Consider the following 24,764-nt stretch of genomic DNA (forward strand, 5'->3'; position numbering starts at 1 on the left):
GACTGTTTTTATTGCCTAGCGACGTCCTACTCTCACAGGGGGAAGCCCCCAACTACCATCGGCGCTAAAGAGCTTAACTTCCGTGTTCGGTATGGGAACGGGTGTGACCTCTTTGCCATCATCACTAGACTATTTTCGGCTTTCAATATACATCGCATTTCTTCGTCAGCTTCTGTCGTTCAGTCAGTCACGTACTTGAGTACGCTCCTTCCCTCTCTCCATTGCTTCCTCGAACTACTCGTATCTTGAAACCCTTCATAAAAGAAATTATTCTTTCAAAACTGGATAAACGGTTCATTGAATGGTTCAAACATTTTGGTTAAGTCCTCGATCGATTAGTATTCGTCAGCTCCATGTGTCACCACACTTCCACCTCGAACCTATCTACCTCATCGTCTTTGAGGGATCTTACTTACTTGCGTAATGGGAAATCTCATCTTGAGGGGGGCTTCATGCTTAGATGCTTTCAGCACTTATCCCGTCCACACATAGCTACCCAGCGATGCCTTTGGCAAGACAACTGGTACACCAGCGGTGTGTCCATCCCGGTCCTCTCGTACTAAGGACAGCTCCTCTCAAATTTCCTACGCCCACGACGGATAGGGACCGAACTGTCTCACGACGTTCTGAACCCAGCTCGCGTACCGCTTTAATGGGCGAACAGCCCAACCCTTGGGACCGACTACAGCCCCAGGATGCGATGAGCCGACATCGAGGTGCCAAACCTCCCCGTCGATGTGGACTCTTGGGGGAGATAAGCCTGTTATCCCCGGGGTAGCTTTTATCCGTTGAGCGATGGCCCTTCCATGCGGAACCACCGGATCACTAAGCCCGTCTTTCGACCCTGCTCGACTTGTAGGTCTCGCAGTCAAGCTCCCTTGTGCCTTTACACTCTACGAATGATTTCCAACCATTCTGAGGGAACCTTTGGGCGCCTCCGTTACCTTTTAGGAGGCGACCGCCCCAGTCAAACTGTCCGCCTGACACTGTCTCCTGCCCCGCTAAGGGGCATGGGTTAGAATTTCAATACAACCAGGGTAGTATCCCACCGACGCCTCCTTCGAAGCTGGCGCTCCGAGATCTCTGGCTCCTACCTATCCTGTACAAGTTGTACCAAAATTCAATATCAGGCTACAGTAAAGCTCCACGGGGTCTTTCCGTCCTGTCGCGGGTAACCTGCATCTTCACAGGTACTATAATTTCACCGAGTCTCTCGTTGAGACAGTGCCCAGATCGTTACGCCTTTCGTGCGGGTCGGAACTTACCCGACAAGGAATTTCGCTACCTTAGGACCGTTATAGTTACGGCCGCCGTTTACTGGGGCTTCAATTCGCAGCTTCGCTTGCGCTAACCACTCCTCTTAACCTTCCAGCACCGGGCAGGCGTCAGCCCCTATACGTCACCTTACGGTTTTGCAGAGACCTGTGTTTTTGCTAAACAGTCGCCTGGGCCTATTCACTGCGGCTCTCATGCGCTTGCACGCTCAAGAGCACCCCTTCTCCCGAAGTTACGGGGTCATTTTGCCGAGTTCCTTAACGAGAGTTCTCTCGCACACCTTAGGATTCTCTCCTCGACTACCTGTGTCGGTTTGCGGTACGGGCACCTCTCACCTCGATAGAGGCTTTTCTTGGCAGTGTGAAATCAGGAACTTCGTCCATACGGACTCGCCATCACAGCTCAACGTTACAGTGTGCGGATTTGCCTACACACACGCCTTACTGCTTGGACGCGCATAACCAACAGCGCGCTTACCCTATCCTACTGCGTCCCCCCATTTCTCAAACGGTGAGGAGGTGGTACAGGAATATCAACCTGTTGTCCATCGCCTACGCCTATCGGCCTCGGCTTAGGTCCCGACTAACCCTGAGCGGACGAGCCTTCCTCAGGAAACCTTAGTCATACGGTGGACGGGATTCTCACCCGTCTTTCGCTACTCATACCGGCATTCTCACTTCTAAGCGCTCCACCAGTCCTTCCGGTCTGACTTCAACGCACTTAGAACGCTCTCCTACCACTGACATCGTAGATGTCAATCCACAGCTTCGGTGAATCGTTTAGCCCCGATACATTTTCGGCGCAGCGTCACTCGACCAGTGAGCTATTACGCACTCTTTAAATGATGGCTGCTTCTAAGCCAACATCCTGGTTGTCTGTGCAACGCCACATCCTTTTCCACTTAACGATTACTTTGGGACCTTAGCTGGTGGTCTGGGCTGTTTCCCTTTTGACTACGGATCTTATCACTCGCAGTCTGACTCCCGTGTATAAATATCTGGCATTCGGAGTTTGTCTGAATTCGGTAAACCGGGATGGCCCCCTAGTCCAAACAGTGCTCTACCTCCAGTATTCTCATCACGAGGCTAGCCCTAAAGCTATTTCGGAGAGAACCAGCTATCTCCAAGTTCGATTGGAATTTCTCCGCTACCCACACCTCATCCCCGCACTTTTCAACGTGCGTGGGTTCGGGCCTCCAGTAAGTGTTACCTTACCTTCACCCTGGACATGGGTAGATCACCTGGTTTCGGGTCTACGACCACGTACTATTTCGCCCTATTCAGACTCGCTTTCGCTGCGGCTCCGCCTTCTAAAGCTTAACCTCGCACGTAATCGTAACTCGCCGGTTCATTCTACAAAAGGCACGCTATCACCCATTAACGGGCTCTAACTACTTGTAGGCACACGGTTTCAGGATCTCTTTCACTCCCCTTCCGGGGTGCTTTTCACCTTTCCCTCACGGTACTGGTTCACTATCGGTCACTAGGTAGTATTTAGCCTTGGGAGATGGTCCTCCCGGATTCCGACGGAATTTCACGTGTTCCGCCGTACTCAGGATCCACTCAGGAGGGAACGAACTTTCGACTACAGGGCTTTTACCTGCTCTGGCGGACCTTTCCAAGTCGCTTCATCTAACTCGCTCTTTTGTAACTCCGTATTGAGTGTCCTACAACCCCAAGAGGCAAGCCTCTTGGTTTGGGCTCTTCCCGTTTCGCTCGCCGCTACTCAGGGAATCGATTTTTCTTTCTCTTCCTCCAGGTACTTAGATGTTTCAGTTCCCTGGGTCTGCCTTCAAGACGCTATGTATTCACGTCAAGATACTACGCGATTAAACGTAGTGGGTTCCCCCATTCGGAAATCTCCGGATCAAAGCTCACTTACAGCTCCCCGAAGCATATCGGTGTTAGTGCCGTCCTTCTTCGGCTCCTAGTGCCAAGGCATTCGCCGTGCGCCCTTAATAACTTAACCTATCAGCTTTCAATACACATCGCATTTAACTGCTCGTGTCTTGAAACCTTTTAATGTTATTAAGCCTATAAAAAACTTAAAAAATAAATGTGTTTGTTACTATTTCAATGTCGTTTTATCCAGTTTTCAAAGAACAAGTTTTGAAGTATTTCATTCAGAAGAATGAACCTTCAAAACTGAACGCAAAACGTAATCTTACAAACCCAAGGTTTGTATTCCGAAAATATCCTTAGAAAGGAGGTGATCCAGCCGCACCTTCCGATACGGCTACCTTGTTACGACTTCACCCCAATCATCTATCCCACCTTCGGCGGCTGGCTCCAAAAGGTTACCTCACCGACTTCGGGTGTTACAAACTCTCGTGGTGTGACGGGCGGTGTGTACAAGGCCCGGGAACGTATTCACCGCGGCATGCTGATCCGCGATTACTAGCGATTCCGGCTTCATGTAGGCGAGTTGCAGCCTACAATCCGAACTGAGAACGACTTTATCGGATTAGCTCCCTCTCGCGAGTTGGCAACCGTTTGTATCGTCCATTGTAGCACGTGTGTAGCCCAGGTCATAAGGGGCATGATGATTTGACGTCATCCCCACCTTCCTCCGGTTTGTCACCGGCAGTCACCTTAGAGTGCCCAACTAAATGATGGCAACTAAGATCAAGGGTTGCGCTCGTTGCGGGACTTAACCCAACATCTCACGACACGAGCTGACGACAACCATGCACCACCTGTCACCGTTGCCCCCGAAGGGGAAACTATATCTCTACAGTGGTCAACGGGATGTCAAGACCTGGTAAGGTTCTTCGCGTTGCTTCGAATTAAACCACATGCTCCACCGCTTGTGCGGGCCCCCGTCAATTCCTTTGAGTTTCAGTCTTGCGACCGTACTCCCCAGGCGGAGTGCTTAATGCGTTAGCTGCAGCACTAAGGGGCGGAAACCCCCTAACACTTAGCACTCATCGTTTACGGCGTGGACTACCAGGGTATCTAATCCTGTTTGCTCCCCACGCTTTCGCGCCTCAGTGTCAGTTACAGACCAGATAGTCGCCTTCGCCACTGGTGTTCCTCCAAATCTCTACGCATTTCACCGCTACACTTGGAATTCCACTATCCTCTTCTGCACTCAAGTCTCCCAGTTTCCAATGACCCTCCACGGTTGAGCCGTGGGCTTTCACATCAGACTTAAGAAACCACCTGCGCGCGCTTTACGCCCAATAATTCCGGACAACGCTTGCCACCTACGTATTACCGCGGCTGCTGGCACGTAGTTAGCCGTGGCTTTCTAATAAGGTACCGTCAAGGTACAGCCAGTTACTACTGTACTTGTTCTTCCCTTACAACAGAGTTTTACGAACCGAAATCCTTCTTCACTCACGCGGCGTTGCTCCATCAGGCTTTCGCCCATTGTGGAAGATTCCCTACTGCTGCCTCCCGTAGGAGTCTGGGCCGTGTCTCAGTCCCAGTGTGGCCGATCACCCTCTCAGGTCGGCTACGCATCGTCGCCTTGGTGAGCCGTTACCTCACCAACTAGCTAATGCGCCGCGGGCCCATCCTATAGCGACAGCCGAAACCGTCTTTCAGTGTTTCACCATGAGGTGAAACAGATTATTCGGTATTAGCCCCGGTTTCCCGGAGTTATCCCAAACTATAAGGTAGGTTGCCCACGTGTTACTCACCCGTCCGCCGCTAACGTCGAAGGAGCAAGCTCCTTCTCTGTTCGCTCGACTTGCATGTATTAGGCACGCCGCCAGCGTTCGTCCTGAGCCAGGATCAAACTCTCCATAAAAGAAATTTGATTAGCTCAAATTGTTTTGCTGGCATCAATTTTGATGTCCGAAATTTTGTTTCGTTCACTAGCTAAACTAGCTACTTAAAACTTTATTGATTACGTTTTGCTTGTTCAGTTTTCAAGGTTCATAACGTTGTCGAATCAGACAACTATTTAATCTTATCAAACAACCAAGAGGTTGTCAACACTTTTTTTGGAGCGGGTGATGAGAATCGAACTCACGACATCAGCTTGGAAGGCTGAGGTTTTACCATTAAACTACACCCGCATTATTTTTAAAAAATATGGCGCGCCCGGCAGGAGTCGAACCCACAACCTTCTGATCCGTAGTCAGACGCTCTATCCAATTGAGCTACGGGCGCATATGAATTAATTAACTTTGTAATTGACTTTGGTGCGGCCGAGAGGACTTGAACCTCCACGGGGTTGCCCCCACTAGGCCCTCAACCTAGCGCGTCTGCCGTTCCGCCACGACCGCATTCAATTAGTAACTTTCTTATTATACTATACATCAATAGAAAGTCAACCTTTTTCTTAAAAGAGATGAGCCATGAAGGACTCGAACCTTCGACCCTCTGATTAAAAGTCAGATGCTCTACCAACTGAGCTAATGGCTCAAATTAAGAAATGAATGGCTGGGGTACTAGGATTCGAACCTAGGCATGACGGAATCAAAATCCGTTGCCTTACCGCTTGGCTATACCCCAATAAGTGGCGGTCCCGACCGGGATCGAACCGGCGATCTCCTGCGTGACAGGCAGGCATGTTAACCGCTACACCACGGGACCAATATTATTTGCAAAGTAAATTATGAAAATGACCCCTACGGGATTCGAACCCGTGTTACCGCCGTGAAAGGGCGGTGTCTTAACCACTTGACCAAGGGGCCATGGCTCCGAAGGCAGGACTCGAACCTGCGACAACCTGATTAACAGTCAGGTGCTACTACCAACTGAGCTACTTCGGAATAATGAGTGTTATGTTGTCGTCGTTATCTTGTCGACTTTTACTATTATAGGGATAACTCAACAATACGTCAATCTTTTTTTAATATTTTTTTACTCTAATAATTTAAGCCTGCCCAAACACTTGCTACAACAGTACTTTTCAACATTCATTTTAATTTTTCTTACATATAATTGCTGGCAATTAGTACATGTATAGGTGTAGCGTCGTTGTTTTTTTATAGATGATTTAGAAGTATGTAACGCTGAACAGAAACGAGGTGCCTTTACTTTATTTAATAGTTCCCTGAATTCTTTATCCCGATGCTGATACCCCTTACCTTCAATATGTAAATGGTAATGACACAGTTCATGAAGTACAATGCCTTGAATTTCCTTAATACCATATAATTCAAAAGCATATGGATTGATCTCAATATTGTGCGTTTGTAAAAGATATCGCCCGCCCGTTGAACGTAACCTTCCATTAAAATAAGCTTGGTGTATAAATGGTTTTTGAAAACTTTCCAAAGAAATTCGACATACAAGCTGTTGTAGTTCCTCATTGTCCAACTTGATCACCTCCAACAACAAGAATACCACACTGTGTAGTATGCACAGCGTGGTAAAAATTTATTACTCAATCTAATAATTGATTTTTAGGAGGAAGCATTGTTAAAGAAATCCGCCCTTTACTAACATCAATCTGTTCAACCCAAACGGTTACAATATCTCCTAACGCCACAACTTCTAATGGATGTTTAATGCGTTTATTTTGAAGTTTTGAAATGTGCACAAGTCCATCTTGCTTCACACCAATATCAACAAAAGCTCCAAAGTCTACTACATTTCGCACAGTTCCCTGTAGCTCCATACCAACTTTTAAATCTTCCATTTTCAATACATCTGTTTTCAGCAATGGCTGTGGGAACGCATCACGTGGATCACGGCTTGGCTTCATCAAAGTATCTACAATATCTTGAATCGTTACAACACCAATCTCTAGTACTCCACTTAATTGTTGAATATCCAAAGCAGCAATAGCTTCCTCCGCCTTCTTCGTTCCAAGTTCTTTTTTATCGATCTTTGCCTCTCCTAAAATCTGTTCTGCAAGATGATAGCTTTCAGGGTGGATACCTGTAGAATCAAATGGATTTTTTGCCTCAGAGATACGTAAGAAACCAATGGCTTGCTCATAAGTTTTCGCACCCAATCTTGGAATTTTCTTTAATTGTACACGGGTAGTGAATTGACCATTCTCTTCTCTAACCTTCACGATATTTTCTGCAACTGTTTTAGATAAACCAGAAACGTATTGTAAAAGTGATGAAGAGGCCGTGTTTACATCAACTCCCACTTGGTTAACTGCTGTTTCTACTATAAATGTTAATGATTCATTTAATTTCTTTTGAGAAACATCATGCTGATACTGCCCCACTCCAACTGCTTTTGGTTCAATCTTCACTAGCTCTGATAAAGGATCTTGTAAGCGTCGGGCAATAGACACAGCACTTCGTTGCTCAACCTGTAAATCAGGGAATTCAGCCCGAGCAATATCCGATGCTGAGTACACAGATGCTCCCGCTTCATTAACAATAACGTAGGCTACGTCCGTAGGCAGCTCGTTTAATACATCAACAATGAATTGTTCTGTTTCACGGGAGGCTGTCCCATTACCAATAGCAATTATACTAATTGGGTATTTTGCTAAGATTGCTTTTACAACAGCTTTCGATTTTGCCACATCTGGTTTAGGTGGATGTGGATAGATAGCGGTAACCTCTAGCATTTTCCCAGTTTCATCGACAACTGCTAATTTACAACCGGTACGATAAGCTGGGTCAACGCCCAAGACATATTTGCCTTTCATAGGTGGTTGTAATAGTAGATTACGTAAGTTTGCAGAGAAAATATGAATAGCCTGTGTTTCTGCTTTTTCAGTAAGCTCATTACGTATTTCTCTTTCTATAGAAGGTTGAATTAAACGCTTGTACGAATCTTCGATAGCTAGCTTCACTTCAGCAATAGCAGGAGATGTTCCCGTTGCTGGTATCCATTCTTTCCACATGATCATCAATACGCGATCCACCGGAACATGAATCGAAACTTTTAAAACATCTTCTTTTTCCCCACGATTTATCGCTAGAATACGATGCGGAACAATTCGATTAACAGGCTCCTCATACTCGTAGTACATTTCAAATACATTTTTCTCATCTATTTCTGCATTTTTCACACTCGTTACAAGTACGCCATCTTTCAATGAATACGTACGAATTGTCTCACGAATAGCAGCATCATCAGCAAAGCGTTCTGCTAAAATATCTCTCGCTCCTGCTAGCGCGTCTTCAGTATTAGCTACTTGATCATTATCGACGAATTTAATAGCTAGTTGCTCTAGTGGATCATGACTAAAAGCTACTAAAAGATCTGCCAGTGGTTCTAAGCCCTTTTCTTTTGCAATAGTAGCCTTAGTACGACGCTTTTGCTTGTAAGGTCTATATAAATCCTCTACACGCTGTAGTACTGTTGCTGAAAGAATAGATTTTTCTAATTCTGGTGTAAGCTTATCTTGCTCTTGGATTAATCGAATAACCTCTTCTTTCCGTTGTTCGAGCTGCTGTATGTAGTGATAACGATCCTCTACAGCTTTAATTTGCACCTCATCCAGAGATCCCGTTACTTCTTTTCGATAACGCGCAATAAACGGAACTGTATTTCCTTCTTCTAATAATTTAATAACAGCATCAACTTGCCCTGGTTTAACCGCTACATCTTTTGCAATGAGCTGTAACATTTGCTTTTGTTCCACACCATCACTACCTTTTTCTTTTCATTTTACCATTACACTTTACTAAAAATGCAAAAAAATAGTCTACTCAAACGAATATGAGTAGACTATTTTCAAACATTTAAAAGGTGTTTAGTATGATTCACAGCACACCCATTGATGGATTAGAGCGACACACCGCCACTTGCTAGAATAGCCTCTTGTAATTTCTTGATTGCTTTTCTTTGTATTCTAGATACATGCATTTGAGAAATCCCTAATTGTTCTCCAGCTTCTTTTTGACTTAGTTGCTCTAAATATGTAAGCTGAATGATTTGTTTTTCTCTTTCATTCAAAACAACCATTGCCTCGGAAACAATCATTCGTTTATCAGTCATTTCATAGCCATCGTCTTCCCTACCCAAAATATCGAATAGTGTTACGGTGCTACCATCTGAATCTGACTCTATTGAATGATCCATAGAAAGAGCTTGATAACTACGGCTCATTTCCATAGCCTCTAATACTTCTTCCTCCGCTACATCTAAACGCTCGGCAATTTCTTGAATGGATGGAGAACGCTGCAATTCAATAGTCAGCGCCTCCACCGTAGATTTGATTCTCGGCCCAATTTCTTTTATGCGTCTAGGCACATGAACATCCCATGTTTTATCACGTAAAAAGCGCTTGATTTCTCCAACAATTGTTGGTACAGCAAATGCTTCAAAACTACGGCCAACATTTGGATCAAAACGTCTAATTGCACCTAATAAACCCAGCATCCCTACTTGAACAATATCATCATAATAAGATTTACCATTCGAATACTTACGTGCTATTGACTCAACTAGATATCGATAATGAATCACTAAATTCGTTTGCGCTTCATCATCCTCCGTTGATTGGTACAATTCAATCCACTTTAATACATCTTCTTTGGATGAAGATTTATGTAGTGATTCTTTCGACATTTTTTTCCACCTGCTCCCTAGTGACATACTTTGTCATAAAGACAGTTACGCCACCATCGTTATTGATCATCACCTCATCCATCAAAGTTTCCATTAAATAAAGCCCTAACCCACCTTCTCTTAGCCCTGCAATATTTTCCTCAGGATGGTACGGTCCAATCTTAGTTTTAATCTCCTCGAAATTAAAACTATTACCGTAGTCAGCAATCATCAATTCCATTTTATTGTCGTATAACGCACATCCGATGACGATTTCGCCTTCTTCATCTTCTTTATAAGCGTGATGCACGACATTAGTGACAGCCTCACTTGCAGCAATTTTCAAGTCTTCGATATCATCATAATTAAAGCCAATCCTGCTTGCTAAGCCAGAGACAGTTAACCGAATAACACTGACAAATTGCGGTTTAGCAGGAACTCTAATTTCAATATAGTCAAATTCCTTCATTATCTTAATTCCACCTTTTTATCAGTTTCGATATCCATCAAATCACTCAGTCCTGTAATTTCAAACAATCTTTGTAATCTAGTCGATAAACCAACGAGCTTCACTTTGCCATTTTCACGTAATGTTCTTTTATAAAAGGCAACAAAAATCCCGAGTCCTGTACTATCCATGTAATTTACCTTTGATAAATCGAGTTCAATTTCCAATCCTTCTGTAATCTTTACAGCTTCCAATTCTTCACGTAATCCTGATGCCGTAAACGTATCAATTTCACCTTCTACAAAGCCAAATAATTTATGATCAATTTCTTTAAAATGTATTGTAACGTCCATATAGCACACCTCCACCATATTTATTAGACTATTTTCTGTTCCCTGTTTCATTAAAACGTAAACCTATTTTTTAAAATAACTACAGTAAAATCATCTGTCAGTTTAAAATCCTGTATTTTCTCTATCTCTCTATATAGAAGCAAGCACAATTGTTGAGCTGATAAGTACTTGTTTTCTTTTATGAGTGCTGAAATAATTTCTCTTGAATTTAAGTCATCCTGCCCTCTAAATTCTGTTACTCCATCGGTCATCATGATGATCAAATCATCTTCCTCTAAAACAATTTCATGAAATGTATATTTGGTTTCAGACAACACACCTAGTAATAAGCCTTTAGCTTCTAAAGGAATAAATTCATCTTGCTTGGCTCTATAATGTAAAGCCGGCTCATGTCCTGCAGAAGCATAGGAAAATATATTTTGGCGAATATCTAAGCAGCCATAGAACATAGAAACAAACATACTATCATCAACACCTTTTTCTATTACCCTATTAATGACTTCTAAAACATACGAAGGATCTTTATAGGCATAACTCAATGTCTCAAGTCCGTATTTCACCATAGACATACATAAAGCAGCAGGTACACCCTTTCCTACAACATCTGTTACTGCCACACTTAAATACTCTTCTCCATCATGAAAAAAATGAACATAATCACCATTCATTTTACGAATAGGAAACGAAACCATTCCTATATCAATACTTTGTAGCTCAGGCACATATGATTTTAATAAGGTCTTTTGAATGTTAGTTGCAATCTTCATTTCCAATTCATACTCAGCCTGTTTTTGTAGTAAGCTTTGATGCTCTCGATGTGCCATACCATAATGCACCATAACTTCAATAAGAAAATCATATGCTGGCTGCGATTCACCCATTCGATTAGGAAATATTGCTTCTACAGCATTTTTATGAATACTAACAACATCCTCAGGGGCTATACTTTTTTGAATTAATTGACGTGTGAAATTTTGAGCAATATATAGATTTTTTTCTGTTTGATTCAACATATAATCTGACAATATTTTTTTATACTGAGCTTCTAATTGTTTCAATTTCTTCACGTCCTAACGCAGCCATTTTTCGGTCCTTATTGTTGTACCCTCTCCAATGACAGATTGGATGTGTAAGCTGTCCATCAATCGCTTAACCCCTGGAAGGCCAGCACCTAGACCCCCCGATGTAGAATAACCATCCTCTGTTACTTTGCGAATATCCTTAATTCCAGGTCCTTGATCAGTTGCAACAACTACTATTTTCTTTTCAGTTTCTGTCTCAATTCTTTCAATTTCAATTATACCTATACTGGCATATAAATAAATATTTCTTGCTAATTCACTAATAGCTGTGGTTATACGAGCTTGATCAACAGTGCCAAATCCAAGTGCCTTTGCCTCATTACGCCCCAGTTGTCTTGCTGTAATAATATCCCACTCTGTAATAATTTCAACCGAAGACTTACTTGTCACTGCTGCCCCTCCATTTCCTTACGGAGTAATACCCTTTTACTTTTATTCGACATATTACACACAAACTATATAGTATTTATAAATGGAATATTCTATGTATATTTTCATATACCTTTAAGAATTTTTTCAATAATCTATTTTTATTAAAAATCTTTTGTATATCTTAAATCTTTTTTTATTATTTATCAAATACGTCATAGCATAATAACGAAGAGATTTTTTGCTACCATCAAACATTTCAACATTCTTCCTATGTACTAATGACATAAGAATTTCAAAGTATACGAAATAACTGAAGGAATAGAAAAGACAAAAAAGCATCGAGATATCAATTATCTCGATGCTTTCTATACACATATGTATATCAAAATTTAACTAGACCTAAACTGATCATCAACGCACCATCAACTTTTTCCATCACAGCATGATCAAGTTGTGTAATACGATCTGTCAATCTTGACTTATCAATTGTCCGCACTTGTTCTAGCAAAATAACCGAATCACGTTCAAAACCATACTTTTCAGCATTGATTTCAACGTGTGTCGGTAACTTTGCCTTTTGAATCTGTGCAGTGATAGCCGCGATGATGACAGTCGGACTAAATCGATTGCCAATATCATTTTGAATAATCAGCACCGGCCTAGTGCCCCCTTGTTCAGAGCCTACTACCGGTGATAAATCTGCAAAAAAAACGTCACCACGTTTTACATTCAAAGTGTCATCCCCCGCTTACGAGACGCTCCACCATATGTTGTGCTTCATATTCTGCATGCAAGCATTCACTCGCGATCATTAAATTAATATGAGACATTTCAACATATCCTTTAATCATAGCTTCCCGTATTTGATTTGGTTGCTCCTGCATTAAATTTTTGCGCGCTAAAGAACGCACAAAAGATTCACCTTCAATTACTTCCTTTGTTTGTAGAAATAGTCTGTCTTGAACAGCAATTGTAGCTTCTCTTAACTTTTTATCGTACACAGCAAGCACCTCCAACGGAACCATACACTTTTCATTACTTCCCATTCTATCATTGAAAGATATTGTTGAAAAGACATGAAATGACAAAATATCTGACAATTTGAAGTACAAATTGTAAAAATATGTTGGCTGTCGAAGGTATATGACGAATAATTATTATTGCAACTTATTACCAATTATGATTTATCTATCATTCGGAAAAGAAATAAGATCTCCAGTGCTTATTAATTGACCAAATTCTTCATACTGGCATAAATTGAAAGCTAAAATATATTGGCATAAATGTGTTTATTAAAAGTATATTCTAGGAACTCTTGCTGTGATCATGCATGGTATTTCATAGTTAATGGTTTCAAGCTTAGTTGCCCATTCATCGATGGAAATCCTATTCTGTCCTTGTTGGCCAATAAGTGTTACCTTCTCACCTATAGCATATGCTTTTGGTAGGGCAACCATACATTGGTCCATACAAATTCGTCCAACAATCGGCATTCTCTGTCCATCAATTAAAACCTCTTGTCCACCTAACTTACGAATAACACCATCTGCGTAACCTATTGGAAGAGTTCCAATCCACATATCTGTTGGCGCAACATATGTAGCTCCATAGCCTACAGATTCACCTTTTTTTATTTCCTTCACATGAACAAGTTCACTTTCGAGTGAAAATGCAGGTTGTAAGGCAAAGGGTAGGATACTCTCTACATAGGAGGACGGTGATAAACCATACATTGAAATCCCATATCTCACAGCATCATACTGCAAGTTAGAATCCTTTACTAATGAAGCTGCTGTATTAGATGCATGAACAAGTGGCGGCTTTATCGGCAATACTGCTAAACAGCTTTCAAAAAATTGTACTTGCTGATCAAAATAAGTTGTATCTTTCTCATCCGCTGTTGCAAAGTGCGTAAATATTCCGTTCAACTCTACATTATCAGTAGACTCAATTGTTTGATACAATGCTAACAAATCCTGCTCAGAGCGAATGCCGATTCTACCCATACCACTATCTACTTTCATATGTAGCAGTAAAGGAAGCGCTTCATTGGCTATAAGTGGTGCTGCTTGCTGTACCCACTCACTTCCATACACAGTGAGCATAATACGCTGTTGAGCTGCGAAAGGAGCAAAGGACACTGGAGATGCACCTAATATTAGTATGTCTGGATCTTCAAAATGTGCTCGAATATGTAATGCTTCATCAGGCGTTGCCACTGCAAGTATTGTGGCACCAGCCTCAAGAGCTGCCTGTGCTACGGCTACATCTCCATGACCATATGCATTCGCCTTTACTACAGCAATTATTTGAACATTAGGTCGTATAAATTTTTTTAAATTTTTGACGTTTTGTTGGATTGCTTGTAGATTTATCATTGCTTTCGTTGGTCGAAAATATTGCTGTGTCTTCATAAGAATACCCTCTTTATTTTTAATTAAAACATTATGTATTACATACATATTTTTTATTTAGCTTGTACAATTATACGTTTATTAGTCCTGAAACGTTTACTTTATAGACAATCACTTAACATTTTCTAAACCACAAATTTTTATATTGTCAATAAGCTACAGCTTTCATGAACTAGAAAGCTGTAGCTAGAAAAGTTACTTCATACTACCTATCGTCATAGATGTAGCAACTTCAATCATTTCTTCACGCGTTAGTTTACTGGAAGCTACAAAGAATTCAACACCATCTTTTTCCCAACTAACTGAAGTATCTGTAATCGCACCTATTGTAAATCCTAAATCAACTGGATCACCAGGCGAAGATACTGGTAACATAGAGTTTTCCTTTGTCACTGGCTGTTGCATAACTGTAAAGGCTTTTTCTCCTTCAAATGTTAAGATAACGCGTTCCATACCACTTTCTTGAACGACTTTTTCATTCGCCAATTGTGCCCAATTTAATACTGGATAGCTAGTTTGGAACTCTTGATATTCTACTTCTGCACCAACTGCTTCTTTGTCTTCTTTGTCTTCTTTACCATCTTTCTCTGCTGGTGTAGCTTGTTCACCTTTAGTTTTATCTTTATCTGTAAATTGCTCAACTGCATACTCTTTGGCAGCATGCTGCACACCTAGTTTAATTTTCTTAAATGTAATTCGAATTTGTTCTTCTTTCACATCATTCATAATGACAACAGAAGTTGGTAGTAAAGTTTTCTTATCTACTGTAATCACCTGATGAGGCATACTATTTTTATAGCTATTTCTAGTAGCCGCTTCAAATATATATGCTTTCTCTTCCTCTTTCATGACAAGATTTTTATCTTCTGCTAAATCTTCTGCAAGAGCTCCTATTAGATATGCTTGACTATTCTTCTTAGGCCAATCACTTTGGAATTTATACATTTTGTTTAATGTTGGTGTTACAACAAATACGCCATCCGCATTACGCACAATCATTTGAGAAACATCTTTTCCACTTTCCATAACTTCTACTCGATAGAAATCAGGTTTAGTATGCCATACTGTTACATTATAATTTCTAGGCTCCCCACCAGATTTGATCTCCATCGTAGCATTTAATTCATAGCCATTTGTCTCTCCCCATTTACCATTCACTTTCTTCAACACTTTTTCCTGTGAGGCTGTACCACATGCCGACAGAAGTAATATCGTACAAAATAAGACGAGCCATTTAACTATTCGGTTGCCCACGCTTTCACCCTTTCTTCTTTCAAATCCACTACGACAATATATGAACCGTATTTGTCAGTTATGTCATTTGTAGAAAAGGCAATATATTTAAATTTACTGGCTAACCTTTTTAGACAACTTCATTCCTATTCTAATAAGATTACTTGAGCAGCTGCATATTGCTTGGAATGCGTAATACTAACAAAACCATTGGCAAGCTCCCCCTTAAAATATAAAACGGGTTTTCCAGCCTCTCCTCGTAATATCTCCATATCATGAAGTTTACATTGTTCGCCAATGCCAGTACCCATCGCTTTCGAAAATGCTTCTTTCGCAGCAAAGCGTCCTGCTAAAAATTCTATTTTACGAGTTTCTGAGTAACCATCAAATAATTTTTTTTCCCTTGTTGATAAAATGCGGTCTTTAAATTTATCTGTACGCTTCATCGCTTTTTCAATACGGTCTATTTCTACAATATCTAGACCAATTCCCTTAATCATGTGACCTTCTCCTTTACCTATTTCCAACAAGGCATGTATAATAATTGTAAATTGAGGTGGAGCCATGTTTAGTAGAACAGAAAATTTTAAGCAATATACAAAGTATTACCCTGTTGTGTCAACGTTAATAGCAATCAATTTAATTCTTTATGTATTGTCTCTTTTACCCGGTGTAGGAACTCTTTTGTGGAATTACGGAATTCAAGCGAATTTCCTCGTTCAAAAAGGTGAGTGGTGGCGTGTATTCTCTGCTATGTTTTTACATGCAGGGTTTATGCATGTGTTTTTTAATATGTTTTCCTTATATCTCTTTGGACCAGAGCTTGAAAAAATTGCAGGTAAAGCCCGTTTTATTACAATTTATTTAGTATCGGGTATTGTTGGCAACATGGCAACCTACATATTCTATGATAGTAGTTATGCGAGTCTTGGTGCAAGTGGAGCTATTTTTGGAATTTTTGGTGCTTTTGGGGCATTAGTGTATTATACTCGTAGAACAATGCCAATGCTTCGTAAGCTTATTTTACCAATCATCATTATCAGTGTCATTATGACTTTTCTTCAACCGAATGTAAACGTTTTTGCACATTTAGGTGGGCTAGTAACCGGATTCATTCTAGGGCTTATTTATTTACATCCAAAAAGAATTTTAAGCTGGCGCAAACAAAAAATGGCGGGTAGACCATAATTTAAGAGAGGAGCAGCACCATGGGTTATAAGTTAGATCTCATGGCACTGCTCCTCTTTATATGAATCGCTTTTTACAGGGCGACCGTCGCTTCATTGGTCATCTTAATTTTTTTCCACTCAGCTGCCGTTATACCATAAACCACTTGGTCTACATGATGATCATACAGCCACTCCGCATCCCTTAATCGCCCTTCTTCATGAAAGCCCAACACTTTTGGAATCGTACGGCTACGAATATTTCCAACCGCTACTCGCACTTCAATACGGTGTAGCTTCAAATAATGAAAGGCATAATCAATTAATGCTTTCATTGAATTTGTTACAAGCCCCTTGCCTACAAACTCATTCCCTAACCAATAGCCAATACTTGTCCACTTGTGTTGCCAGTTGATTTGATGATACCCAATGACACCCGCGAGCTGTCCATCATAGTAAATTCCTGCCTGTATCCCATCGTTATCAGCGTATTGTTGCATAGCCTTTTTTACAAATGCCTCTGTATCTTTAACTGTCTGAACACCATCTACAAAAGGTAACCATTCACGTAATGTATCCCTTGAACGATCAGTCAATGCAAATAAATCATGAACATCACTTAAATCCAATAATTTTAAATAAGCGTCTTCATTAATATCATATTTAAACATAGTCCCCACCCCTTTTGTTCTATTTATTTTATTATAAACTTCATTACCAAATATTTGTATGTAAAAAGCTAATCCTTCCATAAAATTGAAAGAATTAGCTTTGCATTTAATGTTCGTACCAAGATAATATTGTTTCAGCATCTCGTTGTTCCAGACTCGAAACACTACCCGTTGTACCGGATGCTCCGGACATGACTGTTGCTTTTATAGACATAACATTTTTTCTTTTTTGAAAATACGATTGTGTACTTCCCATCGATTGTATACGTTTTTTCTCCACTATCAATGTGATTCGACTGAATACTCTATATTGTAAAGCCAGTTGCTTCCCATCAATTTGATAGCCTGCTGTTTTATGCTGCCAAACCCCAAGTAGTATCGTTAATGGAATGAGTAGCAATGACAATAGACCATACGGGTAGAAGAAATAACTACATGCACCAATAATAGGGACAAGCCAAATAAAATCTATGCGATAAAAGAAAGGTCTTGCTTTTTTAGGTGATCGAGTAAAGGAAGGATTCCAATTCATATCTGGGAAAAGACCCTCTAATGTCTGCATACAATCTTGTTTCTTAATGAGTGGGAATAAGGTAATTTTTTTATCCTTCCCCTCTTCACCATTACCTCCAGCACTCTCAACAACAACCGTTGCAAAGCCTGTTAATTGACGCAATGGATTTTCAACAATACGAATAGCCTGGATTCGGTTTAAAGGTAAGGTTATACGCTTTTTCTCTAAAAGTCCTTTAGTTATGATCAGCTTATCTTCTTCGATACGGACTGTATATTCATAGTAATTAATCAAGGTAATAAGGACAGAAACAACCCAGGCTACTATTAAAATTAACATAACCGATATCGCTATTAAAAAGGCCCCGACTTTCACAAAATCAGCCAACTCATGGAAAACAGTTTCATAAGGAATAATATCTGAAAACTGAGAGGCGATAGCAGCAAGACCAGATAACACAACACCAATCCCACCAGAAGTTGTGGCTAACACTAGTAAGTCACGCATGGACATATGGTAAATAGTTGGTGCGGAAATTGAAATTGAATCGTCTGCGACCTCCGTCTGTTCTGCATATTGTTGGTTTACACCTTCATTTTTGGCACGGCGCATTTCTAGTTCAATAACATCTGCCGCTTCTTTACGAATTGCAGTAAGTTCTACTTCAGGCTTGCCACCTTTACTCCCTGCTGTTTCCACCTGAACTTTGACTAATCCAAAAATACGGTGGAAAATCCCTTCATTATAGTTCAAACTTTGAATACGTTCAAACGGAATATAACGCTTCTTTTTAACAAACAATCCATATTTGATACGGAGTTCTCCATCCTCATACCAATAAACAAATGTCCGCCATTTAATAATGCCTCCAATCAATGCAAGGAGTGCGGCTATTCCCCATACACCGAAGAGTAAAATGGTATCAAAAAAATGATCACTACGGAAATTTAGTGAAAAATTAAAGCCATTCGTTATGATAATGATCGCAATGGGTAATATCATACTTTTTAATGCTTTGACGCTCGTAATTACTGCTGATATAGGATGTAAACGATTAATCTCCTTAGACATCATCTTCCGCCACCCTTGCTAACTCAGAGATACGAGCACGAAGTGAATCTGCTTCGTCCATGATAAGTGCGGGAATTGTATGTACGGTTGCTGCCGTTGATATGGAGATATTACCTAAATCATATTTCTTTAAAATCGGTCCCTGTGTCGTATCAACATGTTGGACACGAACCATTGGTATGAGCGTACGTTTTACTACAAATAAGCCATGTTGTACTTCAATTTCATGTTCTCGCACTTCATATCGCCATCGTTCCCATCTAATTTTAGGAAAAATAAAAACTGATAATATGGCACTTAATACTACAATCGCCCCAGCTATGTAATAAATAAACGTTGGCCATTCAAAATAATAAGTACCATAGCTTACGATTCCTGCTGCAATTAATAGCACCACTGTTTGTATGACACCATATAAACGCCATACAGTTAACCCTTTACGGGAAATTTGATGCACTGGTTGAGCTCTCATTGTCGTTCCCCCTCTTTTCTATAGTAGGTTATACGGAATTCATGACCGTTTTGTTTCAACTATATACGAAAAAAAACCTTACAGCCAGTATGACTGCAAGGTTTTAATATCCACTTACGAAAATTAATCTTCGTGACGTCGAGGAGAACGAGAACGACCTTGTCCACCTTCACGACGGCCTCCTTCACGGCGACCACCTTCACGACGACTGCTACTGTTACTATTACTATTACGGCGATCTCCACCACGAGAGTCACGACGTCCACCGTAGTTACGATTATTACCACCGCGACCACGATCTCCACCGCCACGATTACTGCTAGAGCGTTCACGACGCATTGGTAATGGACGTTCTTCTGAAATTGTTACTGGTGTATCATCTGGCTCTTTCGTTAATGAGCGAAGAGCAGCTGCAACAACATCAATTGCCTCATGATTATCAAGTATTTCTGACGCAAGTGTACGGTAATCACCTAAGTTGTTATTAGCAATAAGACCTTCAAGAGTATCAAGAGCTAATCGTTGTTGTCCTACTAATGCTTCATCTGTTGTTGGCGGACGAAGTGGAGTCATACGTTTCTTCGTAGTTTCTTCTACGATACGCAAGTAACCCATTTCACGTGGCGTTACAAACGTAACAGCAAGACCTGACTTACCTGCACGACCTGTACGACCAATACGGTGAACATAAGATTCAGGGTCTTGTGGAATATCGAAGTTGTATACGTGTGTGACACCAGAAATATCAAGACCACGTGCCGCTACATCCGTCGCAACAAGGATATCAATTTTATTTTCTTTAAATTGACGCAATACAGAAATTCGCTTAGCTTGACTTAAATCACCGTGAATACCTTCAGCAAGGTAACCACGAATAGATAAAGCTTGAGCTAGCTCATCTACACGACGTTTTGTACGACCAAAGATAATAGCAAGTTCTGGTTGGTGAACATTTAATAAACGAGATAAAACATCGAATTTTTCACGTTCAGCAGATTTTACGAAATATTGATCAATATTATCAACAGTTAATTCTTTTGCTTTAATTTTTACGATTTCTGGATCACGCATAAATGTTTCCGCAATTTTACGGATTGCTGGCGGCATTGTTGCTGAGAACAGTAATGTTTGACGCTCAGCAGGAACGTTTTCTAGGATGGAATTAATATCATCGATAAAGCCCATATTTAACATTTCATCTGCTTCATCCAATACTAATGTTTGCACATCTTCTAATTTTAACGTACGACGATTAATATGGTCAATAATACGTCCTGGCGTACCAACAATGATTTGAGGTTTATTTTTCAGTGCACGGATTTGACGGCCAATTTCTTGTCCCCCGTAAACTGATAATAATTTCACACGTTTATCATAGCCAATCTTGTAAAGCTCTTCAGATACTTGAATAGCTAATTCACGAGTTGGAGCAATAACCAATGCTTGGATATTAGGGTTTTTTGGATCGATTTTTTCAATTAGTGGAATCCCGAAAGCGGCAGTTTTACCAGTACCTGTTTGCGCTTGACCTAATACATCACGGCCTTCAATAGCAAAACGAATAGTACCTTCTTGGATTGGTGTTGCTTCTTCAAATCCCATACGCTTTACAGAGCGTAATGTAGATTCGCTAATATTTAATTCTGAAAAATTTGTCAAACTTCTCAATCTCCTTTTTTTCCTTTTAAGTTGACAAATGGTTACATTTTCAGATGAAGTTGTCGGCAAATTCGAGCCTGTGTAGTGGAACGTTTCCGTTACTTAAAAATTCTCTCTACATGATCATTCATGTAGAGCTCTCTTATATGAAAAGGAAAGCCCGGTCTTTACCGAGCGGTTCGATTCTGTCGTAATTATTCACTTTAGAATAAAACCGTTGTGTTCAAAAAAAAGTACTCTTCAACCAAATATGAAGAGTCTTCGCACAAAATGTATCCATTGCTTACACTAGTCTAACATGGCTTTAATACGTATGCAACGATAACGCATGAGTCGTAATAATCTGACTACTTCAAGTATCCTTTAAAAACAGCAAAACCCGCGGAAACCAATCGGAGCAATCTTCCTCAAGACATATATGATGCCTTCCATTATCAGAAAAATACAAAATTTTATCAGTGGAAGCCAATTCATCATAAAGAAATTGTGCTGTGTTAAACGGCACTATTCCATCCTGTTTCCCTTGCACTATAAAGACAGGAATTTCGATATGCCGATAATACGGTTCCACGATTCGAACCAATTTCATAAATTCAATTGTTGAAGCTAATGGCACATTATTAAACTTATGTCGATAACGTAAAAATAGCTCATTATTCGTTAAATTATGATGATATGCATCTGTCGCAAGTAATTTGAAATCAATGACCAGTTGCTTAGGACTAATATATTTTGCAGCAGCACTCAATAATACTAGCTTTTTTACCTTATAACGTTTCGCCAAATATAAAGCTATAATGCCCCCCATTGAAAATCCAACAACGATGAGCTCATCTACTTTTTTAGCTAATGACCGTATGGCTAGCTCTGCGTCCATTAACCAGTGCTTTGCAGTAAATCCATCCATATGCAAGGCTTCACCATGACCCGATAATGTTGGTTCTACTATGAGCCAATCCGTATGCGTCCGTAAGTATGTTGTAAACGGCTCCATCTCATAGGGACCACCTGAAAAGCCATGAATGCATAGTACACCTATTGACAAATCCCTCACCTCGTTTAACAAAGAAACCTCTAAAAAAATGAATCGGTGAGCAATTTATCCCACCGATTCAATGAAAATTATGACGTAAAAGCTTGTAAAATTGTCTCTAATTTCATACCACGGGAACCCTTCAGCAAAACAATAGATGATTCATTAGCAAGTTTTAGTTTTTCAATAATAGCCGTATAATCATCTTCGGCATATAACAATCGCTCTGCTCCAAAGCGCTCTTTTAATACTTCATAAAGATGAGTCATTCGAGGCCCAAATAGACAAACGTAATCGATTTCTTGCTCATCTATTTCCTCCGCTAGCCCTTCATGGAAACGCTGTTCATCCGGCCCAAGCTCTAGCATATCCCCTAATACAAGCCATTTTTCAGGTCGAATAGTTGAAGTAGCGATAAATTGAATAGCCGCTTTTACAGAGGTAGGTGCAGCATTATAAGCATCATTAATAAATAATGCACCATTTGTACCTTGTACTTGTTGCATCCTCATATCTGTTAATACTACATGCTCTAAGGATGTACGAATTTGCTCATTTTTTAAACCTAGTTGATGAGAAATTAACATGGCAACCAATGTATTTTTCACTTGATGCTTTCCAAGTACAGAAATAAAGAAGTCACCCTCTATCATACCGTGGGTAGTAAAGCTACTACCATTAGCATTGGCATGAATATGATCAGCATATAAAAGGTTATTTGGCTCTAATCCAAACGCTACGGCATTTAAATGCATTTCCTTAGCCACTAATTCCTGTAGCAATGGTTCATCTCCATCATAGAATAATAGGCCATCCGGCTGCATTCCTTGAATAATCTCAAACTTTGCCTGTGCGATACCTGCACGGGACCCTAAGTCCTGCATATGGGCCTCACCGATATTTGTAATAACTGTCATATGTGGCTGAGCTAGCTTTGTTAAAAATTCAATTTCGCCGAATCCACTCATTCCCATTTCAAGGACAGCTACCTCTGTATCTTCATCAAGCTGTAAAATAGTAATCGGTAAACCTAGTTGATTGTTAAAATTCCCAATTGTCTTTTGAACTTTAAAGAACGGTGCAAGTGTACCCGCTAAAATATCTTTTGTTGATGTTTTACCGTTAGAGCCAGTAATACCAATAAATTTGGCTTTATGTTCATTACGATAAGCTCGTGCCATTTCCTGTAAAGCTACTTCCGGATCATCCACAAACAATAAAGGTATACCTTCCGGCGGATTAGGTTCATCCTTTTGCCAGAGAGAAGCACCTGCACCTTTTTCAAACGCCTGAGCAACGAACCGGTGTCCATTTGTTTGCTCACCACGAAATGGTACAAATAAATCCCCCTGTTGAATTGTTCTTGTATCAATGGAAATTCCTGATACAACCGTATCATCGTAAGCCGACATATCCTCATTTAACCATGCAGCTAATTGTTTTAATGTTTTTTTCACAATAATCCCACTCAGTCTTTTTTATAGTGAAGCTGTTGTTTTTCTTCAAAACGTTCAATGGCTAACGTAATCAAACGATTGATCAGCTCTGGATAGCTTACATTTGTATGTTGCCACAATAGTGGATACATACTTACTGGCGTGAAACCAGGCAATGTATTGACTTCATTAATGTAAACGCTATGATCAGCTGTTACAAAGAAGTCGGCACGAACTAAACCGCTACCATCAATCGCTTTAAAAGCCCGTTTTGCCAGATCTTTTAAGCTTGATTCTGTTTCCTCTGGTAGCTCAGCTGGAATAATAAGTGCTGTGGAGCCGTCCGTGTACTTAGAATCATAATCATAAAATTCTGTAACAGGTTTAATTTCACCTGGTACTGAAACTTCCGGATAATCATTTCCTAAGACGGCAAGTTCAATTTCTCGAGCGATAATACCTTGCTCGACAACAATTTTACGATCGTATTGTAAGGCAACCTCGATTGCTTTTTTTAATTCATCACGGCTTGTTGCTTTGCTAATTCCAACGCTAGATCCTAAATTTGCAGGTTTCACAAACATTGGCCAAGTTAATCTTTCTTCACAGCGTTCAATGATAGCCTGTTGTTCATTCTTCCATTCACTGCGAATAAAGTACGTATAGGGCACTTGTGGTAAACCAGCAATCTCGAATAATTGCTTCATAACCACTTTATCCATTCCAGCAGAAGATGCTAAAACCCCATTTCCTACATAGGGAAGATTTAAAACTTCTAGTAAACCTTGCACGGTTCCATCCTCACCATTTGTTCCATGTAGCAATGGGAAAATAACATCGAACTGTACTGATTTGCCATGTTCATCGATTAAAAAATCAGTAATATTATTTTCTAAAATTGTAGTATTATCACCAAATTGTAGTTCTTCGATAGTACTTACAGGCTTTTCTAAACGATCTCCACGTCGCCATTCTCCTTCAGATGTTATGAAAATCGGATATACTTCATACTCCTCGAAATTCAAAGCACCAGTGACTGCACGAGCTGTTGATAAGGATACCTCATGCTCCGCTGACTTTCCGCCGTATAATAAACCGATTCTTTTTTTCATTTTTGTGCCCTCCACATACTTCTTGAGTACTAT

General features: G+C 40.4%; 20 protein-coding genes, 8 tRNA genes and 3 rRNA genes. 1 reads left to right on the forward strand and 30 read right to left on the reverse strand.

Features of this window, described 5'->3' with window-relative positions; all coding sequences use genetic code 11:
- Positions 1 to 13: 13 nt before the first annotated feature.
- The 23 genes from rrf to acpS all read right to left on the reverse strand — a co-directional run bounded on the left by rrf (position 14) and on the right by acpS (position 16,097).
- A 5S ribosomal RNA gene (gene rrf, locus MKY80_RS20805) occupies positions 14 to 129 on the reverse strand.
- A 186-nt stretch (positions 130 to 315) separates the two neighbouring features.
- A 23S ribosomal RNA gene (locus MKY80_RS20810) occupies positions 316 to 3,243 on the reverse strand.
- Between the two features lie 233 nt (positions 3,244 to 3,476).
- A 16S ribosomal RNA gene (locus tag MKY80_RS20815) occupies positions 3,477 to 5,028 on the reverse strand.
- The 16S, 23S and 5S rRNA genes sit together here with 8 tRNA genes alongside, the layout of an rRNA operon.
- A gap of 197 nt (positions 5,029 to 5,225) precedes the next feature.
- Positions 5,226 to 5,299, reverse strand: a tRNA-Gly gene (locus tag MKY80_RS20820).
- A 17-nt stretch (positions 5,300 to 5,316) separates the two neighbouring features.
- Positions 5,317 to 5,393: transfer RNA gene (locus tag MKY80_RS20825), tRNA-Arg, on the reverse strand.
- Positions 5,394 to 5,423: 30 nt separating this feature from the next.
- Positions 5,424 to 5,509: transfer RNA gene (locus MKY80_RS20830), tRNA-Leu, on the reverse strand.
- A 66-nt stretch (positions 5,510 to 5,575) separates the two neighbouring features.
- Positions 5,576 to 5,648: transfer RNA gene (locus MKY80_RS20835), tRNA-Lys, on the reverse strand.
- A 15-nt stretch (positions 5,649 to 5,663) separates the two neighbouring features.
- Positions 5,664 to 5,738 (reverse strand) — tRNA-Gln (locus MKY80_RS20840).
- 5 nt (positions 5,739 to 5,743) lie between these two features.
- Positions 5,744 to 5,819, reverse strand: a tRNA-Asp gene (locus MKY80_RS20845).
- Between the two features lie 29 nt (positions 5,820 to 5,848).
- A tRNA-Glu gene (locus tag MKY80_RS20850) sits at positions 5,849 to 5,920 on the reverse strand.
- 1 nt (position 5,921) lies between these two features.
- Positions 5,922 to 5,998 (reverse strand) — tRNA-Asn (locus MKY80_RS20855).
- Between the two features lie 91 nt (positions 5,999 to 6,089).
- Positions 6,090 to 6,548 carry a SprT family protein gene (locus MKY80_RS20860; RefSeq protein WP_342531037.1) on the reverse strand — a complete coding sequence of 153 codons (459 nt, stop codon included), beginning with the start codon at positions 6,546 to 6,548 and terminating at the stop codon, positions 6,090 to 6,092.
- A 67-nt stretch (positions 6,549 to 6,615) separates the two neighbouring features.
- A complete protein-coding gene (locus MKY80_RS20865; protein WP_342531039.1) occupies positions 6,616 to 8,787 on the reverse strand; it encodes a Tex family protein in 2,172 nt (723 codons plus the stop codon).
- A 143-nt stretch (positions 8,788 to 8,930) separates the two neighbouring features.
- The gene (gene sigB, locus MKY80_RS20870) at positions 8,931 to 9,716 is read right to left on the reverse strand and encodes an RNA polymerase sigma factor SigB (protein WP_089985767.1); all 786 of its coding nucleotides are present in this window, start codon (positions 9,714 to 9,716) and stop codon (positions 8,931 to 8,933) included.
- Positions 9,694 to 10,164 carry an anti-sigma B factor RsbW gene (gene rsbW / locus MKY80_RS20875; protein ID WP_008177047.1) on the reverse strand — a complete coding sequence of 157 codons (471 nt, stop codon included), beginning with the start codon at positions 10,162 to 10,164 and terminating at the stop codon, positions 9,694 to 9,696. Before rsbW ends, sigB begins: the two co-directional genes overlap by 23 nt.
- Positions 10,164 to 10,496 (reverse strand): STAS domain-containing protein, encoded by a 333-nt coding sequence (locus MKY80_RS20880; RefSeq protein ID WP_025114281.1) that lies wholly within the window; start codon positions 10,494 to 10,496, stop codon positions 10,164 to 10,166. The genes rsbW and MKY80_RS20880 overlap by 1 nt, the downstream gene beginning before the upstream one ends.
- Before the next feature lie 50 nt (positions 10,497 to 10,546).
- Positions 10,547 to 11,554: a PP2C family protein-serine/threonine phosphatase gene (locus MKY80_RS20885; RefSeq protein ID WP_089985768.1), complete on the reverse strand. Its 1,008-nt coding sequence runs from the start codon at positions 11,552 to 11,554 to the stop codon at positions 10,547 to 10,549.
- A gap of 12 nt (positions 11,555 to 11,566) precedes the next feature.
- On the reverse strand, positions 11,567 to 11,968 hold the full coding sequence (locus MKY80_RS20890) for an anti-sigma regulatory factor (RefSeq protein ID WP_008177053.1): 402 nt from the start codon (positions 11,966 to 11,968) through the stop codon (positions 11,567 to 11,569).
- A gap of 364 nt (positions 11,969 to 12,332) precedes the next feature.
- On the reverse strand, positions 12,333 to 12,683 hold the full coding sequence (locus MKY80_RS20895) for a type II toxin-antitoxin system PemK/MazF family toxin (protein WP_008177055.1): 351 nt from the start codon (positions 12,681 to 12,683) through the stop codon (positions 12,333 to 12,335).
- A 4-nt stretch (positions 12,684 to 12,687) separates the two neighbouring features.
- Positions 12,688 to 12,951: a hypothetical protein gene (locus MKY80_RS20900; RefSeq protein ID WP_036162355.1), complete on the reverse strand. Its 264-nt coding sequence runs from the start codon at positions 12,949 to 12,951 to the stop codon at positions 12,688 to 12,690.
- Between the two features lie 291 nt (positions 12,952 to 13,242).
- A complete protein-coding gene (alr, locus tag MKY80_RS20905; RefSeq protein WP_043990241.1) occupies positions 13,243 to 14,364 on the reverse strand; it encodes an alanine racemase in 1,122 nt (373 codons plus the stop codon).
- Between the two features lie 195 nt (positions 14,365 to 14,559).
- Positions 14,560 to 15,618 (reverse strand): outer membrane lipoprotein carrier protein LolA, encoded by a 1,059-nt coding sequence (locus MKY80_RS20910; protein WP_043990243.1) that lies wholly within the window; start codon positions 15,616 to 15,618, stop codon positions 14,560 to 14,562.
- Between the two features lie 125 nt (positions 15,619 to 15,743).
- Positions 15,744 to 16,097: a holo-ACP synthase gene (acpS, locus tag MKY80_RS20915; RefSeq protein WP_089985770.1), complete on the reverse strand. Its 354-nt coding sequence runs from the start codon at positions 16,095 to 16,097 to the stop codon at positions 15,744 to 15,746.
- 64 nt (positions 16,098 to 16,161) lie between these two features.
- Between acpS and MKY80_RS20920 the strand changes: the two genes are divergently transcribed.
- On the forward strand, positions 16,162 to 16,785 hold the full coding sequence (locus tag MKY80_RS20920) for a rhomboid family intramembrane serine protease (protein WP_036121030.1): 624 nt from the start codon (positions 16,162 to 16,164) through the stop codon (positions 16,783 to 16,785).
- A gap of 73 nt (positions 16,786 to 16,858) precedes the next feature.
- On the opposite strand, the gene MKY80_RS20925 is transcribed toward MKY80_RS20920, so the two are convergent.
- The 7 genes from MKY80_RS20925 to MKY80_RS20955 form a co-directional block, all read right to left on the reverse strand.
- Positions 16,859 to 17,434 (reverse strand): GNAT family protein, encoded by a 576-nt coding sequence (locus MKY80_RS20925; protein ID WP_089985910.1) that lies wholly within the window; start codon positions 17,432 to 17,434, stop codon positions 16,859 to 16,861.
- Between the two features lie 106 nt (positions 17,435 to 17,540).
- Entirely contained in the window at positions 17,541 to 19,019 is a 1,479-nt protein-coding gene (locus tag MKY80_RS20930) for a PH domain-containing protein (protein ID WP_089985771.1), read from the reverse strand.
- The gene (locus MKY80_RS20935; protein ID WP_008177068.1) at positions 19,012 to 19,491 is read right to left on the reverse strand and encodes a PH domain-containing protein; all 480 of its coding nucleotides are present in this window, start codon (positions 19,489 to 19,491) and stop codon (positions 19,012 to 19,014) included. Before MKY80_RS20935 ends, MKY80_RS20930 begins: the two co-directional genes overlap by 8 nt.
- Positions 19,492 to 19,614: 123 nt before the next feature.
- A complete protein-coding gene (locus MKY80_RS20940; RefSeq protein WP_090002031.1) occupies positions 19,615 to 21,150 on the reverse strand; it encodes a DEAD/DEAH box helicase in 1,536 nt (511 codons plus the stop codon).
- Positions 21,151 to 21,502: 352 nt separating this feature from the next.
- Entirely contained in the window at positions 21,503 to 22,195 is a 693-nt protein-coding gene (locus MKY80_RS20945) for an alpha/beta fold hydrolase (protein ID WP_089985772.1), read from the reverse strand.
- 77 nt (positions 22,196 to 22,272) lie between these two features.
- Positions 22,273 to 23,640 carry a UDP-N-acetylmuramoyl-tripeptide--D-alanyl-D-alanine ligase gene (gene murF, locus MKY80_RS20950; RefSeq protein ID WP_008177074.1) on the reverse strand — a complete coding sequence of 456 codons (1,368 nt, stop codon included), beginning with the start codon at positions 23,638 to 23,640 and terminating at the stop codon, positions 22,273 to 22,275.
- Between the two features lie 11 nt (positions 23,641 to 23,651).
- On the reverse strand, positions 23,652 to 24,731 hold the full coding sequence (locus MKY80_RS20955; RefSeq protein ID WP_043990248.1) for a D-alanine--D-alanine ligase: 1,080 nt from the start codon (positions 24,729 to 24,731) through the stop codon (positions 23,652 to 23,654).
- Positions 24,732 to 24,764: the final 33 nt, after the last annotated feature.

The organism is Lysinibacillus sp. FSL R5-0849, assembly GCF_038595075.1.
Taxonomy (GTDB): domain Bacteria; phylum Bacillota; class Bacilli; order Bacillales_A; family Planococcaceae; genus Lysinibacillus; species Lysinibacillus fusiformis.

What these genes read in the sequence shown, in the direction of transcription:
- sigB (WP_089985767.1), bottom strand. Translation starts at nt 9,716, where the DNA reads ATGTCGAAAGAATCACTACATAAATCTTCATCCAAAGAAGATGTATTA.
- rsbW (WP_008177047.1), bottom strand. Translation starts at nt 10,164, where the DNA reads ATGAAGGAATTTGACTATATTGAAATTAGAGTTCCTGCTAAACCGCAA.
- MKY80_RS20880 (WP_025114281.1), bottom strand. Translation starts at nt 10,496, where the DNA reads ATGGACGTTACAATACATTTTAAAGAAATTGATCATAAATTATTTGGC.
- alr (WP_043990241.1), bottom strand. Translation starts at nt 14,364, where the DNA reads ATGAAGACACAGCAATATTTTCGACCAACGAAAGCAATGATAAATCTA.
- acpS (WP_089985770.1), bottom strand. Translation starts at nt 16,097, where the DNA reads ATGATTAAGGGAATTGGTCTAGATATTGTAGAAATAGACCGTATTGAA.
- MKY80_RS20920 (WP_036121030.1), top strand. Translation starts at nt 16,162, where the DNA reads ATGTTTAGTAGAACAGAAAATTTTAAGCAATATACAAAGTATTACCCT.
- MKY80_RS20925 (WP_089985910.1), bottom strand. Translation starts at nt 17,434, where the DNA reads ATGTTTAAATATGATATTAATGAAGACGCTTATTTAAAATTATTGGAT.
- MKY80_RS20930 (WP_089985771.1), bottom strand. Translation starts at nt 19,019, where the DNA reads ATGTCTAAGGAGATTAATCGTTTACATCCTATATCAGCAGTAATTACG.
- MKY80_RS20935 (WP_008177068.1), bottom strand. Translation starts at nt 19,491, where the DNA reads ATGAGAGCTCAACCAGTGCATCAAATTTCCCGTAAAGGGTTAACTGTA.
- MKY80_RS20955 (WP_043990248.1), bottom strand. Translation starts at nt 24,731, where the DNA reads ATGAAAAAAAGAATCGGTTTATTATACGGCGGAAAGTCAGCGGAGCAT.